Consider the following 14,632-nt stretch of genomic DNA (forward strand, 5'->3'; position numbering starts at 1 on the left):
CGTGACGATCTCGCTCGAGCATGTGGGCAACGACACGATCCTGACCCTTGGGGCGGGCACCTCCTATGAGAGCACGGTGACGCTGCAGAACTATCACCTGCACAGCTCGTTTCTGCCGCAGGACGGGACGTTCGACGGGAGCTTCTCCATCGTCGGGGACAGCTATAGTGTTGCAACCGATGACTATATTGTCGGCAGCGATGGTGGTGTTGATCAGCTCTATGGCCATGCTGGCAATGACACGCTGGTTGCGGGCGAATCTGGTGGGGATTTCCTGTTCGGCGGATCGGGCGATGACAGCCTGATTGGCGGAAGCGGCTCGGATCAGCTCTCCGGCGATGATGGCAATGACACGCTGCGTGGCGGCGAGGGGTCCGATACCTACTACATCGACGTGGTGCCTGCGGACGCGAACGACGAAGGCCTCAGCTCCGGCCATGATGTGATTGAGGGGTTCAATGACGGCGATGTGCTGGAGTTGAACAGCTTTGGTCCGGGTGCTGCCGTGACGATCTCGCTCGAGCACGCGGGCAACGACACGATCCTGACCCTTGGAGCGGGCACCTCCTATGAGAGCACGGTGACGCTGCAGAACTATCACCTGCACAGCTCGTTTCTTCCGCAGGACGGGACGTTCGACGGGAGCTTCTCCATCGTCGGGGACAGCTATAGTGTTGCAACCGATGACTATCTTGTCGGCAGCGACGGTGGTGTTGATCAGCTCTATGGCAATGCTGGCAATGACACGCTGGTTGCGGGCGAATCTGGGGATCTCCTGTTCGGCGGATCGGGCGATGACAGCCTGATTGGCGGAGGCGGCTCGGATCAGCTCTTCGGCGACGATGGCAACGACGTGATCACCGGCGGATCCGGCGCCGATCATTTCCAGTTCGATCTCTACAGCAACGGAGTTGATACCTTCGATTTTGGCTCGGATGTCGTCACCGATTTTGAGGTCGGTGATACGCTTGAAATCAAGGGATGGGGCCTTGGCGACCTGTCTGTCAGCGTCACGCAGAGCGGAGCAGATACACTGCTTACCGCAGAAGCGGGTACCAGCCACGAAAGCAGCGTCCTGCTGGAAGATGTGCTGGTGTCGCCCGGAGAGTGGGACCTGAGCGGGGATACCTTCACCCTCTGGGGATAACCGAACAACATAACTTGCTTTTGGACGGGCGCCGTTTGGTGCCCGTCCTGTTCACGCTTTCGATAGTCCCTGTCATTGACGCGGCAAGCGTCCGAGCCGAAACACTAGGAAGATACCGCGTGACCGTCAGACCAAGATGGCGTGGTGCAATCGACACCATTCCTGGTGAGTTTCAGTCAGCCATGACATTTTGGACCGCACGGACCAGCCACAGGACGTCCTGATCACGTAGCCGTGCCACATTGATGCGCCCGCCTTGTACGACGTGGATGCCATGGTCGCGGGTTAGCGCGACTTCCTGGGATTTGGTCAGCGGCAACAAAGAGAACATCCCCTTCTGCCGACCGAGAAACGCGAGGGTTCCTGTGCCATAGGTATCTTGTTCCGCTTTGACGATCGTCTCACGCATCTGTGCCACACGATCCCGCATCGGGTCGAGTTCATCCTGCCAGAGCGCCTTGAGCTTGGGGTCTTGCAGGATGGTGCGAACAACAGAGCAGCCATGGTCCGGCGCGTGTGATGCCCCCGAGCGGACGATTGCGGTGACCGCCCGTTTAACGCGATTGCGATCTGGGGTGCGTGTTTTGACAAAAAGTGCCCCGGCGCGATCACGATAAAGGCCAAAGGACTTGGACAGGGTGATGCAGACAATGCACTCGGGAAACCGTTTCGCAATTTGTCGGGCGAGGTCGCAGTCTGCATCGAAACTGCGGGCGAACCCGAGGTAGGCGAGGTCGATCCACGGCACAATGCCGCGCTCTTCCAGGATGTCGAGCAGAGCTGCGATTTGCTCTGATGTCATATCCGCTCCGGTCGGGTTGTGACAGGCGCCTTGCATCAGGAAGACATCGCCGGGGCTGGCGGCCCTGAGCCCGTCGAGCATTTCGTCAAAAGTGAGCTCGCTGCGGATCGAATCGTAATAGTGCAGGGATCGGAAGTTCGCCTGCGCCGCGGAGAGAATCGGGACATAGTTGCCGTAGGTCGGAGATTGCAGCCAGACCGTGGGTTTTTTGGGCATTTGAGCCAGAAGATCTGCGATCACCCGCAGGGCAACCGCACCGCCGGAGGTTTGCGCTGCGATCCAGTCGCTGCTGTAGGCGTCGCCCATGATCTCGTGGCCGAGCACCGCGCAATACTCCACATCGCCCGTGAGCGCGAGGTAGGACTTGCTGGTCTGGCTTTCGACCAGCCGCTGTTCTGCCTGTTTGACGGCCTTCAAGACCGGGGTCTGTCCCTGCGCGTCCTGATAGATGCCAACCGTCAAGTTCAGCTTGTCCTGCCGCGGGTCCTGAGCGAAATACTCTGCCCCGATCATGATTGGATCTACAGGGTATTCTTCCACCTGCTCAAACATTATTCACCCTTTCCCAGTTCGACGGTCCGACTATGGCATGCTGTGATCGCACGGGGCATCATCGTGCCGCCTCGGTCGTCAGTCATTACCTTTTCAGCCACATGAGGCGTCATGTTGGGCTGCGTCACGCGCCGGGCGATTTTTCCGTTGGCATATCGCCTTTGACCGTCAGCGATAACGCAGGCCAAGGTGTCATTTCCGATGAATGCGATTTTCTCCATGGCTCAAAAACGGGTTATGACAGTTGCACCCACGGAGCGGAATTTATCCATCTCCATCAAGGCCTGAGGGGCATCGACAAGGCTGATCTGCTCTCCGACCAGTCGTGCCGGATCCAGCTTGCCGCTGGCGACGAGGTCAAGCATCGCGCCGTAGCGATGTGCCTGCATCCCGTGTGAACCAAGCAATTCGATTTCCTGCCCGACGATCTTTGGCATTGGAACGGTCGGTGCCGCGTGCTCACCCAGCATCAGACCCACCTGCACATGCTTGCCCCGCGGCCGCAGGCAGAGGATTGAATTGGTCATAGTTGACGGGTGACCAAGTGCATCGAGAGAGACGTGGGCACCTCCGCGGGTGATCTCCCGAATGGCCTCCGGCACGTCGGCCTCCCTACCGTTTAGCACCGTCACGGCGCCAAGCTCCTTTGCCAGCGTCAACTTAGCTGGATCAAGGTCCACGCCGATCACGTTGGCCCCGCAAGCCGAGGCGATCATCACGGCGGACAGGCCTACGCCGCCGCAACCATGCACAGCCACCCATTGTCCTGCGCTGACCCTCCCTTGATCTACCACCGCCCGAAATGAGGTTGCAAAGCGGCAACCAAGGCTCGCGGCAGTGGCAAAATTCATGGTCTCGGGCAGGGCGACAAGGTTCAGATCGGCCTGATGAATGCCTACGTATTCCGCAAAGGATCCCCAGTGGGTAAAACCCGGTTGTTCCTGCTGCAGGCAGACCTGCTGGTTGCCGGAATGGCATTCGGAACAGCTGCCGCACCCGCAGATGAATGGCACGGTGACCTTGTCGCCGACCTTCCATTTTTTGACATCTTTCCCAACGGCCTCGACGACGCCAGCCAACTCGTGGCCAGGCACATGCGGCAAGTCGATGTCGCTGTCGTGTCCCATCCAGCCATGCCAGTCGCTGCGGCAGACGCCGGTGGCCGCAACCCTGAGGACAACGCCATGCGGCTCTGGCGTCGGGTCGTCCACGGTGACCAGCTTTGGCGCGCTTTGGAATTTTTCGAAAAGGACGGCTTTCATGGCAGGATCTTTCGCTGAAGAGTATTTTGGACGAGATCATAGTCTGGATGAGGGAAATACCTTTGCCAATCCTCCCCATATTGCGCAAATTTGGAGTGGAATTCCCTATGGAATCGTCATTATTGAAAGATATCTACCCATGCCTGACATCGACGCCGTCAATGCCGAGATCTTGACCCTGTTGCAGGAGGATGGCCGCATGACCAATGCCAAGTTGTCCGAGCATCTGGGTATGAGCGAGACCCCCTGTTGGAGGCGGCTCAAACGTCTTGAAGAAAGCGGCATCATCGAAGGTTATCAAGCCAATTTAAGCCGTCGAAAGCTCGGCCTCGGCGTTATGGCCTTCGTCCAGCTGCGCTGTTCCGAGCATGATCAAGCCGCGACGGCAGAATTTCAGCGCATCGTTGAGACGACACCGAACATCCTGGCTTGCCACAACACGACCGGCGCGGATGATTTCCTGCTGATCGTGGTTGCCCGTGATCTCGATGATTACAGTGGTTTCGTCGACAGCACTCTGAGGCGGCTACCCGGTGTCACCAGCATTCGGTCCAACCTCTCATTGAAAGAAATGAAGGCGTCGAGCAAGCTGCCCGTCAATGCAGCATCAATGAAATAGACTGCCGCGCAAGCTGGTTTTCCGTCGTGTTTGAACCGGAGCCTGTAACCGGCCACCGGACTGAACCTGTGCCCGCGACAGACCTTGTCGAAGATCTGGGCGTTCATGCGCGGTCTCGTACTGGAACGCTTGGGCGAAGATGGAAACGCCATAGCTTCGCCGGGATGCGGAAGAGGCGCGTTGCCGCCGCAGGGGCATTGCCAGGGGAAATCTGTCCGTGATGCGGGGCAGGGGGGACAGCCACGACTCCAGCCATTGGATTCGGTGGAGATCGGAACGGGGAACCATGCCGTAGCGTGGAATATCGCCTGCGCAAAGGTTGCGGTCGATGCGGCACAGCATTGCGTTTGCGGCATTGAAACCATCACTTAGCAGTTGATTTCAGGCGATTGTTGCTGGTGTGCGCGGTGCATTGTTTGAAAACTCCATCCTTGGCGGCGTCTACTCCTTCTTGACAGAGTAAATCCAGTTTGCCTAAGTCCGGCCATTCTGGTCCGGCTGGGAATACCATCCGGGTAAAAGGGAACATGGTAAGGCGTCGGAACAAGACGTCAAAACCATGACTGCCCCCGCAACTGTGAGCGGAGAGCAATGCTGCGATATGCCACTGCCCCAAGAGGGGGCGGGAAGGCGCGGCAAAGCTGCGACCCGCGAGTCAGGAGACCTGCCAGAAGGATCACCCAGTCCGGGTGCGGGGCGCGCCGAGGACGACGGACTTCCGTAGTGGTGGCAATTGAACCGTCTGTGGAAGCATTGCCTTCCAAAGACCGATGATCTGTACATGTTGCCCGAGATGGGCAGCCACTTTTCCTGCACCGAATGTGCAGGCTGGGAGAACTGAAACGATGCGCAAGGTAAGCTTGTCCCTGGCCGCCACCCTGATGGTCACTACCCCCGCAATTGCAACCGCCCAGGAGGCGGAGATCATCGATCTGGGCGAACTCATCGTCTCCGGTGGTTTTACCCCTGTCGAGGCGCAGAAATACGGTCGCTCGGTTTCGGTCGTGACCAGCGAAGAGATCGAACAGCGCGGCATCACCACGGTTCAGGATGCACTGCGGTCGGTCCCCGGCCTGATGGTCACCGGTGCAGGTGACAGCTTTACCCAGGTCCGCATCCGTGGCGCCGAAGCCAACCACACGCTGATCCTGATCGACGGCATCGAGGCCTCGGGCGGCGACAGCGACTATATCCTGTCTGGCCTTGATACCGCCAATATCGAGCGGATCGAGGTGCTGCGCGGTCCGCAATCGGTGTTCTACGGCTCCAACGCCTCGGCGGGTGTGATCAACATCATCACCAAGAGTGGCGGCATCGGCACCGAATACGGTGGCAGTGCCGAAGTCGGCTCGGACGGCTACCGGGCCTCGGCGCGGGTGTCGTCCCGAACCGAACGCGGCGGCATCTCGCTCAACCTCGCGCATGATAATGACGATGGCTACGATTTCTCCGGCAGCGGCGGCGAAGAGGATGGTATCCGCCGCAACACCGCGCAGGTGAAAGGCGACTACCTTGTGACCGAGCGGCTGAAGCTGGGTTTCAACCTGCGTGCCTCGGAAGAGCGTTTCGACAGCGACAGCACCTCCTTCACCGCGACCGATGCGGCCAGCTATGTGGTGGATGATCCCACGCAGTTCAGCGACCGCGATGAACAGCTGGCTCAGATCTTTGCCGAGCTCGACACGCTGGGCGGACGCCTGAAACATCGCCTGTCTTACGAGCGTACGGATTTTGACCAATCCTACAACGGCGGCGCCCTGACCGAGACAAAGACGGAAGCGGCGAAATACCTGCTGAGCTTTGGCCTTGATGGCCAGACGGTAGATCTGACAGATCACCTGCTGAACGCCATTCTGGAATGGGAAGAGGATTCCAGCCGTTCCAACCCGGCCTTTGCGCGCAAAACCAATTCGATCGCGCTGGAATACCGTGGCAGCTTTGCCAATGGTCTGGATCTGCAACTGGGCGTGCGCCGCGACAACAACAATGCCTTCGAAGATGCCACCAGCTGGAACGCCAGTGCGTCCTATACCTTTGCGGGCAGCGGTGTGCGCCTGCATGGCTCGGCCGGCACCGGTATCGTGAACCCGACCTATTTTGAGCTCTTTGCCAACAGCACCTTTGGTGCCACTACCTATCTGGGCAATCAGAACTTGCAGCCCGAAGAAAACCGCAGCTTTGATCTGGGTGTCGAGGTGCCGTTCCTGCAGGGGCGCGGGCTGGTTGATGTGACCTATTTCGACGAGACGCTGACGGGTGAGATCGAAGCCTATATGGTGAATGCGACCACCTTCTCCTTCCGCAATCAGGCCGGAGACAGCGAGCGCAAAGGTGTCGAACTGGCGGCCAGCCTTGAGGCCACGGAAAACCTCGATCTCCGTCTGTCCTACACCTATCTGGATGCCACCAACCCCAATGGTACGGTCGAGGTGCGCCGCCCCGAACACGAACTGCTGCTGAGCGCCACGCTCGATACTTTCAATGGTCGCGGCTCCATCACTGCGGATGTCCGCCATGTGGCAGGCAACTGGGACAGCCAGTTCTTTGGCACCTATGCCACGGCCGAGCTGCCGGATTACACCACTGTCGATCTCTCTGCCCAGTATGAGCTGAACCCGAATGTGGTCCTGACCGGTCGTGTCACCAATCTGTTCGACGAGGAATACTCGGACGTCTGGGGCTACGCGAAACGCGGCCGCGCTGCCTATGTCGGCGTCCGGGCCTCCTTCTGATCGATGCGCTGGCTGCCCGGCATAGCGCTGGCCTTTTTCATGGCCGCCACCGGTGCCTTTGCCGGGCCGTCGCGCGTCGTCACGATGAATCTCTGCGTGGACCAGATGGCCATGATGCTGGCCGCGCCGGATCAACTGATCTCGATTTCCTTCGTCGCCCGGGATCCGCGGGCCTCGGCCATGGCCGAAGAGGCGCAGGCCTATCCGGTCAATCACGGGCTGGCGGAAGAAATCTACCTGCTGAAGCCGGATCTGGTGCTCGCTGGCGCATCTTCGGCACCTGCAACGATGGATATGCTGCGCCGCCTTGGCGTGCCGGTGGCGGAATTCGGGCCAGCCTTTTCGCTGAAGGATGTCCGAACCCGCATCGTTGAGGTAGGTGAGGCGCTGGGCCGTCAGGAGGCCGCGCGCCGGTTGCTGGCGGATTTTGACCAGCAGCTGGAGTTTCTGCGGGCGGATGCCCCGGACAATCGCCCGCGCGCCGCGCTTTATGCGGCCAACGGATATACTGCAGGCCGCCAGACGCTGGCCGGGCAAATCCTGGAGGCGGCAGGTTTTCGCAATATCGCCGATGAACTGGGCTATGCCCATTCCGGCCAGCTGCCGCTGGAGCTGCTGGTGCTGTCAGAGCCGGATCTGCTGGTCGGCACAACCGCCTATCCGCGCAATTCCCGCAGCGAGGAAATCCTGAAACATCCGCTGGTGCGCATGCTGGCCGGACGCAGCGGCGCCGGGGAAATCCGCAATGCCGACTGGATCTGCCCGACACCGCATGTGTTGCGCGCGGTAGAGACACTGGCGGCAGAGCGCCGCGCCTTCATGGAACGTGAGGCCCGCCAATGACCCGGCTCATGCTGTGCCTCTCGGCGGCGGTGCTGGCACTGTTCCTGATCTCCCTAACGGTGGGGCCTGCAGATGTCGGTGTGGGCGAGAGCCTGGCGGCCCTGTTTGACGATGGCTATGGACCTCTCAGTCTGGTGATGCGTGAAATCCGGCTGCCGCGGGCAATCCTTGCCGCCGTGATCGGCGCCGGGCTGGGGCTGGCGGGCGCGGCGATGCAAGGCTACCTGCGCAACCCGCTGGCCGAGCCGGGGCTGATCGGTGTGTCCTCCTCAGCGGCGCTGGGTGCGGTATTGGCAATCAACACCGGCCTCGCTGCCACCGCCACGCTGGGCCTGCCGCTGTCGGCGCTGGCTGGCGCTCTGGGCGGTGTGTTTCTGGTGATGGCGCTGGCCGGGCAGCATGGGGGATCACTGACGCTGATCCTCGCGGGTATCGCCATTTCGGCAATGGCAGGGGCGCTGACCTCGCTGGTTCTGAACCTCTCGCCCAATCCCTTTGCTGCTAATGAGATCGTCTTCTGGATGATGGGGTCGCTATCGGACCGCTCGATGCAGCATGTCTGGCTGGCGCTGCCCTTTGTTCTGACCGGGATGGTGATCCTGCTGCCGCTGGGGCGCGGGCTGGATGCGCTGACTCTGGGCGAGGATGCAGCCCAGACCATGGGCGTGAACCTGAGGCAGCTGCGCTGGCTTCTGGTCGTCGGCACTGCCAGCATTGCCGGTGGCACCACGGCAGTTGCGGGCGCCATCGGCTTTGTCGGGCTTGTGGTGCCGCATATTCTGCGTCCGTTCGTCGACGGGCAGCCCTCGCGGCTGCTTTGGGCCTCCGCCCTTGGCGGCGCGATCATGTTGCAACTGGCGGATATTGCCGTGCGGCTGATCCTGCCCACCCGCGATCTCAAGCTGGGCGTGGTCACCGCGCTGGTTGGCGCGCCCCTGTTCCTGCACTTGATCTACAAGACGCGGAAGGGGCTGGCATGAGCGTGCTTTCGGTCCGGAACCTTTCTGTAACCCTGCGCGACCGTCCGGTGCTGCGCGATGTGTCCTTTGAGATTGGCAAGGGTGAGTTTGTCGGCCTGCTGGGTCCGAATGGCGCCGGGAAAACCAGCCTGATGCGGGCCGCGCTGGGGCTGATCCCGGCAGCGGGCAGCAGTTCGCTGGCCACAATGAACGCCTCTGAACGGGCCCACACGGTGGCCTGGATGCCGCAATCGCGCGAGATCGCCTGGCCGATTCCGGTCGAGCGTTTGGTCGCTCTTGGCCGTCTACCGCATCTGCCGCAGGGGCGGCGACTGCCAGCCGCCGATCAGGCCTTGGTGGATCAGGCAATCACTCGCATGGGGCTGGACTCGTTCCGCAAGCGCGCCGCCTCGCGCCTGTCAGGCGGCGAGCAGGCCCGCGCATTGGTCGCCCGGGCGCTGGCCCAAGATACGCCGCTTTTGATGGCGGATGAGCCCTCTGCCGGGCTGGATCCCTCGCATCAGATCTCAACCATGGAAGTCTTTGCCAGCCTTGCTGCCGAAGGTCGCTCGGCGCTGGTGTCCCTGCACGATCTGGGACTGGCCGCCCGTCATTGCACGCGGCTGATCCTTCTGGCCGAAGGCGGTATCATGGCCGATGGCCCGCCCGCCGAAGTGCTGACGCCCGATCTGATGGCGCGCGCCTTTGGCATCTCGGTCTGGCACGAGACCACAGCGCAGGGCCCGATATTTCAGCCGCTGGAGGTGCTGTGATGGGCGCGGTCACCCTGCAACGCCCATGGATCGAGTTTGATCTCGGCGCCGAGATGCAGGTGCTGAGCTGGGCGGTGAACCGGCCCGGATTTGTCACCGCTCGCCGCATCCTGTGGCGCGAGGTCAGGAACAGCGACCTGCCGCGCGATCTGGATGTCACCGAATGGTTCGCGGACGAATTGGCACAGCGCGGCGGCAGCGACGCGGTTGCTTTCCTCACCTCACGGGATGTGCGGCACTATTGCGAAGCCTTGGCCACGGTCGAGGGGATCTCGGCCCAAGCGGTGGCCACCGTCGGCTTGTCAAACGGTGAACGGATCGGCAACCGGGTGGATTACTCCCGCCGCGACTGGGGCACCATCAATGTCGCGCTGCGCCTTTCCGAAGGGCTGACGCAGGCCGGGCTGATTGAGGCGCTGAGCATCGTGGTTCAGGCCCGCACCGCAGCCGTGATGGATGCGGGGTTTGAGCTGCCGGGCGGCGGCGGAACAGCAACCGGCACCGGCACCGATTGCGTCGCGGTTGCTGCACCTTCCGGGGCAAATCCCTATGCTGGGCTGCACACGGCCACCGGCGAAGCCATCGGAAAAGCCGTCTACAAGGCCGTCCACACTGGCGCGCTGGAGTGGAAGGTATCCAACGCCCGGAGGGCGGTCGATGCCTGAGCGCGTGCAGATGCAGGCAGCGGCGTTGACGCAGGCGGGCCGCGCCTGCACCATCTGGCCGCGTCACGACCGTCCGGCAGACTTCCATTCGGCGCGTTTTGACCGCGGCGCTGAGCAAACCAACCCGGGACTTCCGGGCCACTGACGGAGGCTGCTATGTCCTTTGCCCCTCTTTTCGATTTCATGGCCCGCGGCGGTCCCGCCCTTTGGGTCATCGGCGCGCTGTCGGTTCTGACACTCGCCCTGTTTCTGTGGCGCCTGATCGGGCTGGCACAGGTCGGGGTCTGGCGCAGGCCGCAATCCGAAACATGGCTGGATCAATGGCGGGCCGGGGGGGCGGTGCCTGTCGCGCCGGGGCGCACGCCGCTGGACCGGGTCACACGGTCGGCGATGACGGCGCTGCTGACGCCCGAGTTCAGTCCCGAAACCGCAGAAAAGGAAACCACCCGCATCGCCAAGGCCGAGCTGGCCGCTTTGCGTCATGGTCTGCGCCCCCTTGAGCTGATCGCCGCAATCGCGCCGCTGGTCGGCCTCTTGGGGACCGTTCTGGGCATGATCGGCGCTTTCCAGGCGCTGCAGGAAAGCGGCAGCGGCGCGGATCCTTCCGTGCTCGCCGGCGGCATCTGGGAGGCGCTGCTGACCACGGCTGCGGGCATGGCCGTGGCGATCCCGGCTTCGGCGCTGGCCTCCTGGATCGAAGGGCTGGCCGAGCGTGAACAGGCCCGGATGGAGGATGCCGCCACCCGCGTCTTCACCGCAGCCGCTGCCCGACCGGCACAACGTCAGGCCGCGCAATGACACTGGCCTTCGGAGCACCGCGCCGGAAAAAGCGCATCAGCCTCGCGCCGATGATCGACGTGGTGTTCCTGCTGTTGGTGTTCTTCATGCTGGCTTCGCAATTCGGCCGCGACCGGGTGGTTCCGCTCACTATGGGTGGGGCAGGAGCCGCCTATCAGGGGCCGCCCCGGCTGGTGCTGGTCACAGCGGACGGGCTGCATCTGAACGGAGTTCCGGTCGCAGCTGATGCCTTGGCGGCGCAGCTGATCTCGCTGACGCAGGAGATGTCGGACGCCATCATCCTGCAACCGGACAAAACAGCGTCGCTCCAGCAGATGATGGATGCTGCGGTGCTTCTGACTGATGCAGGCTTTACCGGCCTTGTGATCATGGAGTGAGCGGCATGGATTTCTCCAAACCAAAAAAACGCGAGACGGGTGAGCCGATCCTGCCGATGATCAACGTGGTCTTCCTGCTGCTGATCTTCTTCCTCCTGTCCTCGCAAATCGCGCCGCGCGCGCCCTTTGCGGTGGTGCCGCCGAAACTGGAGAGCGGAGATCCCTCGGCGCCCGAGGCCGTGCTGTTCATGGCCGCCGATGGCCGCCTGCATTTCGCGGGCGCGCAGGATGAGGGCGCCATCGCTGCGGTGACGGCGCAGGCCGGGCAGATTGGGGTGCTGACCCTGCGGGCGGATGCCCAAGTTCCGGCACATGAAGTTGCGGCGCTGATTGCCAGGCTCAGGGCGGCGGGCATCGCATCGGTGACATTGACCGGAACCGGATCATGAGCCGTATCGCGCTCTTTCCGGCATGCGTTGCCTCGGCGGCGCTTTTGCACGCGCTGCCCTTTGTGGCGCTTCCGGATGGCGGCACAGAGGCAGAGGGCAGCGGCGGCACCGGTCAGATCACGCTGGTGGCGGCCTCGGCTGAGCTGGCCCAGCAGGTGTCCAAATGGCGGCGCCCGCAGGATATCACCACTCAGGTGCCGACCGTAGTGCAGCCCGCTCTGATCGCCAATCCGCAGCCCGTCCCGTCTGCCAGCCCGTCCTCTGTGCCGGACCTTCCAACCTCTGCTCCGGCCGTGCTGGCCCCGGCGGTCCAGGCGGAGGCCGCACCCGAAAAACCCGCCCCCCCACCGCCGCCGCCTGCTCCCCCACCGCCTGCGCCTCCGCCGGTTGCTCCAGCACCGCCTGCGCCAGCCCCGCCGCCCAAACCGGCGCCAGCAGCTGAGGCTCCGGCGGAGGCAAAACCGGCAGCGGCTTCGGTGGCCGTGAACCAGCAGGCCGCAGGCAGTGGCCAGCGCAGCGCCCGTGGTGACAATGGGGGCGACGAGACCAGCACCGGAAACGCTGCCCGGGAAGCCAAGCTGAAACGCCGCTGGGGCGCGGCCATCCTGTCTAGGATTGAACGCCAGATGCGGCGCCCGCGTGGCGACGATCAGGGCAAAGCCCGGGTGCGCCTGAAAGTTTCGACCCAAGGACGGCTGATCGGGGCCTCTGTCGTGCGCAGCTCCGGCAGTTCGACGCTGGACCATGCCGCATTGCAGGCGGCGCAAAAAACACGGTACCCACGTGCGCCCAAGGCGCTGGCGCCGGGTACCTATACCTTCGATTTCTCACCCCGTTTCACTAGGTGACGCTTGCAGTTCAGCGTCCTCGGGACAGGAACAAGGAGTACAGTGAATGCCGCGCAGGACATGCTGGTCGGGAGGCATTTCTGTGCCACTGGATGACCGCTGGACACCTGCTGACCGGCAACCGTGTCAGTCGGCGATTTCTATGCGGACTGTGTAGGGGGCGGAACGCACCAAAGGTGCGATATCGCCATCGAACGCCCCGAGACGCACCAAGCCGCGGGAGTTCTGGAACGGTTTGTAGAAGATCGCCAGATTGCCCCAAGGCGCATATAACGTGATGTCGCCGGTTTCGGGCTTGTAGCTTGCCGGTGCGCCTGTTGTGTCAAGTTTGCGGGGCAGGTCGGAAATTTTTTCAATTCCGTGGTAATCCGTAAGGGTCAGCTCAAGCGGCAGCATCGCCGCAAAATCCCGTCCGGCAGCAGTATCATCCAGCGTTGCTGAGAGGCGGTCTTCGCCAAATATGAACTCGATTTTGGTCATGGTGCCTTCTTTCTGTGTCGCTGTACCAGATGTTTCTGCCACGACGGGAGCGGACAGCGCGAGCGCACTCATCAGTGCCAAAGCCGGAGTTTTGAGCCAGTTCACGTTCATTGTCCTCCTCAGATCTCCTGAAATGCGACCAAGGCGTAATTGGGTGTCCCACCTTGGCCATGATGATCAGGCCTTGGTCATGTCGATGACATAGCGATAGCGGGCCTGCTTTCTGACGACCTTTTCACAAGCCGCGCCGATCTGATCCGGAGTGATCATTTCATAGGTCGCTGCGATGCCGTGATGGGCGGCAAAATCAATGACCCGCTGCGTTTCGGCGATGCCACCGGTCATCGAACCTGCCAGGCTTTGACGGCCGAACCCCATCATCATGCCATGCGCCCCTTCGATGGGGAACAGCGCGCCAACATTGACCAGGGTCTTGTCGAGCTTGAGCATATTGAGGAATGGTTGCATCGGGTAGGCCACCGGCACCGTGGAGAGCATAAGATCAAAACTGCCCATCTGGCGGCGCATGACGTCTTCATCGGACCAGAGATAAGCCTCGGACGCACCAAAGGATTTCGCGTCCTCCAGCTTATCCTTGGATGTGGTGAAGACGACAACCTCGGCATCTTTTGCCGCGGCGAGCTTTACCGCAAGGTGGCCAAGACCACCCATGCCGATCACGCCATAGCGCTGCCCGGGCTGCAAATCCCAGTGGTTGATCGGCGAGAAAGTCGTGATACCTGCGCACAGCAGAGGCGCAAAACCCGCGAGATCCACCCCCGGCGGAATGCGAAGCGCAAAGTCCTCTTTCACGACGATCTTCTTCGAGTAACCACCATATGTGACCCCGCCCGAGATCTTGTCTGGGGAGTTGTAGGTGAAGGTGGTGCCATTCAGGCAATTCTGTTCCCGGTCAGCGAGACAGTTCGCACATTCGCCGCAGCTGTCGACCATGGTGCCTACACCTGCGATGTCGCCTTCGCGGAACTTGGTCACCTCGGCGCCGACGCCGGTGACGCGGCCCACCATTTCATGGCCAGGGACCAGAGGAAAGGTCGGCATCCCCCAGTCGCCCTTGTAGGTGTGGATGTCCGAGTGGCAGATCGAGCTGTACAGGATTTCGACCACCACATCCTTTGGACCGGCTGCACGGCGAGGGATGGTGTGCGGTGCAAAGGATCCGCTGGTGTCGAAGGCGGCCCAGCTTTTTACATTGCTGGCGCCAAGCGGGCTTGCGGCCTCCTGCGCCTTGGCCGCGCTGGACAGGGCCGCAGCGGTGAGTGGGGCAGTTGCCATGGCCGCGGTGCCACCAAGGAAGGACCGGCGGCTTTCGCTCTCGCGGGTCAGGATTTCGGCCTTTTGGTTGCAGGCTTCACACATGGGGAT

The 14,632-nt window shown here is 62.0% G+C and carries 16 protein-coding genes and 1 riboswitch; of the genes, 12 read left to right on the plus strand and 4 right to left on the minus strand.

Going from position 1 to position 14,632, the window contains the following annotated elements; translation table 11 throughout:
• A partial coding sequence (locus tag SM764_RS06400) for a calcium-binding protein (protein ID WP_369001324.1) occupies window positions 1–1,147 on the plus strand: 1,147 nt, incomplete at its 5' end.
• Window positions 1,148–1,319: 172 nt separating this feature from the next.
• On the opposite strand, the gene SM764_RS06405 is transcribed toward SM764_RS06400, so the two are convergent.
• On the minus strand, window positions 1,320–2,501 hold the full coding sequence (locus SM764_RS06405; RefSeq protein ID WP_368997814.1) for an aromatic amino acid transaminase: 1,182 nt from the start codon (window positions 2,499–2,501) through the stop codon (window positions 1,320–1,322).
• Between the two features lie 224 nt (window positions 2,502–2,725).
• Complete coding sequence (locus SM764_RS06410; RefSeq protein WP_369001326.1) at window positions 2,726–3,763, minus strand: zinc-dependent alcohol dehydrogenase family protein; 1,038 nt, start codon at window positions 3,761–3,763, stop codon at window positions 2,726–2,728.
• Here SM764_RS06410 and SM764_RS06415 point away from each other — a divergent pair.
• From SM764_RS06415 to SM764_RS06465, 11 genes are all read left to right on the plus strand, one after another.
• On the plus strand, window positions 3,762–4,382 hold the full coding sequence (locus SM764_RS06415) for an Lrp/AsnC family transcriptional regulator (RefSeq protein ID WP_369001327.1): 621 nt from the start codon (window positions 3,762–3,764) through the stop codon (window positions 4,380–4,382). The genes SM764_RS06410 and SM764_RS06415 overlap by 2 nt on opposite strands.
• Window positions 4,383–4,855: 473 nt before the next feature.
• Window positions 4,856–5,068, plus strand: a riboswitch (cobalamin riboswitch).
• A 159-nt stretch (window positions 5,069–5,227) separates the two neighbouring features.
• Entirely contained in the window at window positions 5,228–7,114 is a 1,887-nt protein-coding gene (locus tag SM764_RS06420; RefSeq protein ID WP_368946834.1) for a TonB-dependent receptor plug domain-containing protein, read from the plus strand.
• A gap of 3 nt (window positions 7,115–7,117) precedes the next feature.
• On the plus strand, window positions 7,118–7,957 hold the full coding sequence (locus tag SM764_RS06425) for an ABC transporter substrate-binding protein (protein WP_368946835.1): 840 nt from the start codon (window positions 7,118–7,120) through the stop codon (window positions 7,955–7,957).
• Window positions 7,954–8,937 (plus strand): FecCD family ABC transporter permease, encoded by a 984-nt coding sequence (locus SM764_RS06430; RefSeq protein WP_368946836.1) that lies wholly within the window; start codon window positions 7,954–7,956, stop codon window positions 8,935–8,937. Before SM764_RS06425 ends, SM764_RS06430 begins: the two co-directional genes overlap by 4 nt.
• Entirely contained in the window at window positions 8,934–9,689 is a 756-nt protein-coding gene (locus SM764_RS06435) for an ABC transporter ATP-binding protein (RefSeq protein WP_369001329.1), read from the plus strand. The genes SM764_RS06430 and SM764_RS06435 overlap by 4 nt, the downstream gene beginning before the upstream one ends.
• A complete protein-coding gene (locus tag SM764_RS06440) occupies window positions 9,689–10,354 on the plus strand; it encodes an adenosylcobinamide amidohydrolase (protein ID WP_369001330.1) in 666 nt (221 codons plus the stop codon). The genes SM764_RS06435 and SM764_RS06440 overlap by 1 nt, the downstream gene beginning before the upstream one ends.
• On the plus strand, window positions 10,347–10,499 hold the full coding sequence (locus SM764_RS06445) for a hypothetical protein (protein ID WP_369001331.1): 153 nt from the start codon (window positions 10,347–10,349) through the stop codon (window positions 10,497–10,499). Before SM764_RS06440 ends, SM764_RS06445 begins: the two co-directional genes overlap by 8 nt.
• 11 nt (window positions 10,500–10,510) lie before the next feature.
• Window positions 10,511–11,152 (plus strand): MotA/TolQ/ExbB proton channel family protein, encoded by a 642-nt coding sequence (locus SM764_RS06450; protein ID WP_369001332.1) that lies wholly within the window; start codon window positions 10,511–10,513, stop codon window positions 11,150–11,152.
• Window positions 11,149–11,529, plus strand: a complete 381-nt coding sequence (locus SM764_RS06455) for an ExbD/TolR family protein (protein ID WP_369001333.1) — start codon at window positions 11,149–11,151, stop codon at window positions 11,527–11,529. Before SM764_RS06450 ends, SM764_RS06455 begins: the two co-directional genes overlap by 4 nt.
• Before the next feature lie 5 nt (window positions 11,530–11,534).
• The gene (locus SM764_RS06460; protein ID WP_369001334.1) at window positions 11,535–11,918 is read left to right on the plus strand and encodes a biopolymer transporter ExbD; all 384 of its coding nucleotides are present in this window, start codon (window positions 11,535–11,537) and stop codon (window positions 11,916–11,918) included.
• A complete protein-coding gene (locus SM764_RS06465) occupies window positions 11,915–12,766 on the plus strand; it encodes an energy transducer TonB family protein (protein ID WP_369001335.1) in 852 nt (283 codons plus the stop codon). Before SM764_RS06460 ends, SM764_RS06465 begins: the two co-directional genes overlap by 4 nt.
• A gap of 126 nt (window positions 12,767–12,892) precedes the next feature.
• Here the strand turns inward: SM764_RS06465 and SM764_RS06470 are convergent, their stop codons facing one another.
• Together SM764_RS06470 and SM764_RS06475 are read right to left on the minus strand one after the other, a co-directional pair.
• On the minus strand, window positions 12,893–13,351 hold the full coding sequence (locus tag SM764_RS06470; protein WP_274835779.1) for a cyclophilin-like fold protein: 459 nt from the start codon (window positions 13,349–13,351) through the stop codon (window positions 12,893–12,895).
• Window positions 13,352–13,423: 72 nt separating this feature from the next.
• A complete protein-coding gene (locus SM764_RS06475; RefSeq protein WP_369001336.1) occupies window positions 13,424–14,626 on the minus strand; it encodes an NAD(P)-dependent alcohol dehydrogenase in 1,203 nt (400 codons plus the stop codon).
• Between the last annotated feature and the right edge of the window lie 6 nt (window positions 14,627–14,632).

Origin of the sequence: Pseudophaeobacter sp. 1A16562 (assembly GCF_041008785.1) — a bacterium.
Lineage (GTDB): Bacteria > Pseudomonadota > Alphaproteobacteria > Rhodobacterales > Rhodobacteraceae > Phycobacter > Phycobacter gallaeciensis_A.

Coding starts and splice junctions, on each gene's coding strand:
- SM764_RS06450 (WP_369001332.1), top strand. CDS start 10,511: ATGTCCTTTGCCCCTCTTTTCGATTTCATGGCCCGCGGCGGTCCCGCC.
- SM764_RS06425 (WP_368946835.1), top strand. CDS start 7,118: ATGCGCTGGCTGCCCGGCATAGCGCTGGCCTTTTTCATGGCCGCCACC.
- SM764_RS06475 (WP_369001336.1), bottom strand. CDS start 14,626: ATGTGTGAAGCCTGCAACCAAAAGGCCGAAATCCTGACCCGCGAGAGC.
- SM764_RS06415 (WP_369001327.1), top strand. CDS start 3,762: ATGGCAGGATCTTTCGCTGAAGAGTATTTTGGACGAGATCATAGTCTG.
- SM764_RS06455 (WP_369001333.1), top strand. CDS start 11,149: ATGACACTGGCCTTCGGAGCACCGCGCCGGAAAAAGCGCATCAGCCTC.
- SM764_RS06420 (WP_368946834.1), top strand. CDS start 5,228: ATGCGCAAGGTAAGCTTGTCCCTGGCCGCCACCCTGATGGTCACTACC.
- SM764_RS06440 (WP_369001330.1), top strand. CDS start 9,689: ATGGGCGCGGTCACCCTGCAACGCCCATGGATCGAGTTTGATCTCGGC.
- SM764_RS06465 (WP_369001335.1), top strand. CDS start 11,915: ATGAGCCGTATCGCGCTCTTTCCGGCATGCGTTGCCTCGGCGGCGCTT.
- SM764_RS06430 (WP_368946836.1), top strand. CDS start 7,954: ATGACCCGGCTCATGCTGTGCCTCTCGGCGGCGGTGCTGGCACTGTTC.
- SM764_RS06460 (WP_369001334.1), top strand. CDS start 11,535: ATGGATTTCTCCAAACCAAAAAAACGCGAGACGGGTGAGCCGATCCTG.
- SM764_RS06445 (WP_369001331.1), top strand. CDS start 10,347: ATGCCTGAGCGCGTGCAGATGCAGGCAGCGGCGTTGACGCAGGCGGGC.
- SM764_RS06410 (WP_369001326.1), bottom strand. CDS start 3,763: ATGAAAGCCGTCCTTTTCGAAAAATTCCAAAGCGCGCCAAAGCTGGTC.
- SM764_RS06405 (WP_368997814.1), bottom strand. CDS start 2,501: ATGTTTGAGCAGGTGGAAGAATACCCTGTAGATCCAATCATGATCGGG.
- SM764_RS06435 (WP_369001329.1), top strand. CDS start 8,934: ATGAGCGTGCTTTCGGTCCGGAACCTTTCTGTAACCCTGCGCGACCGT.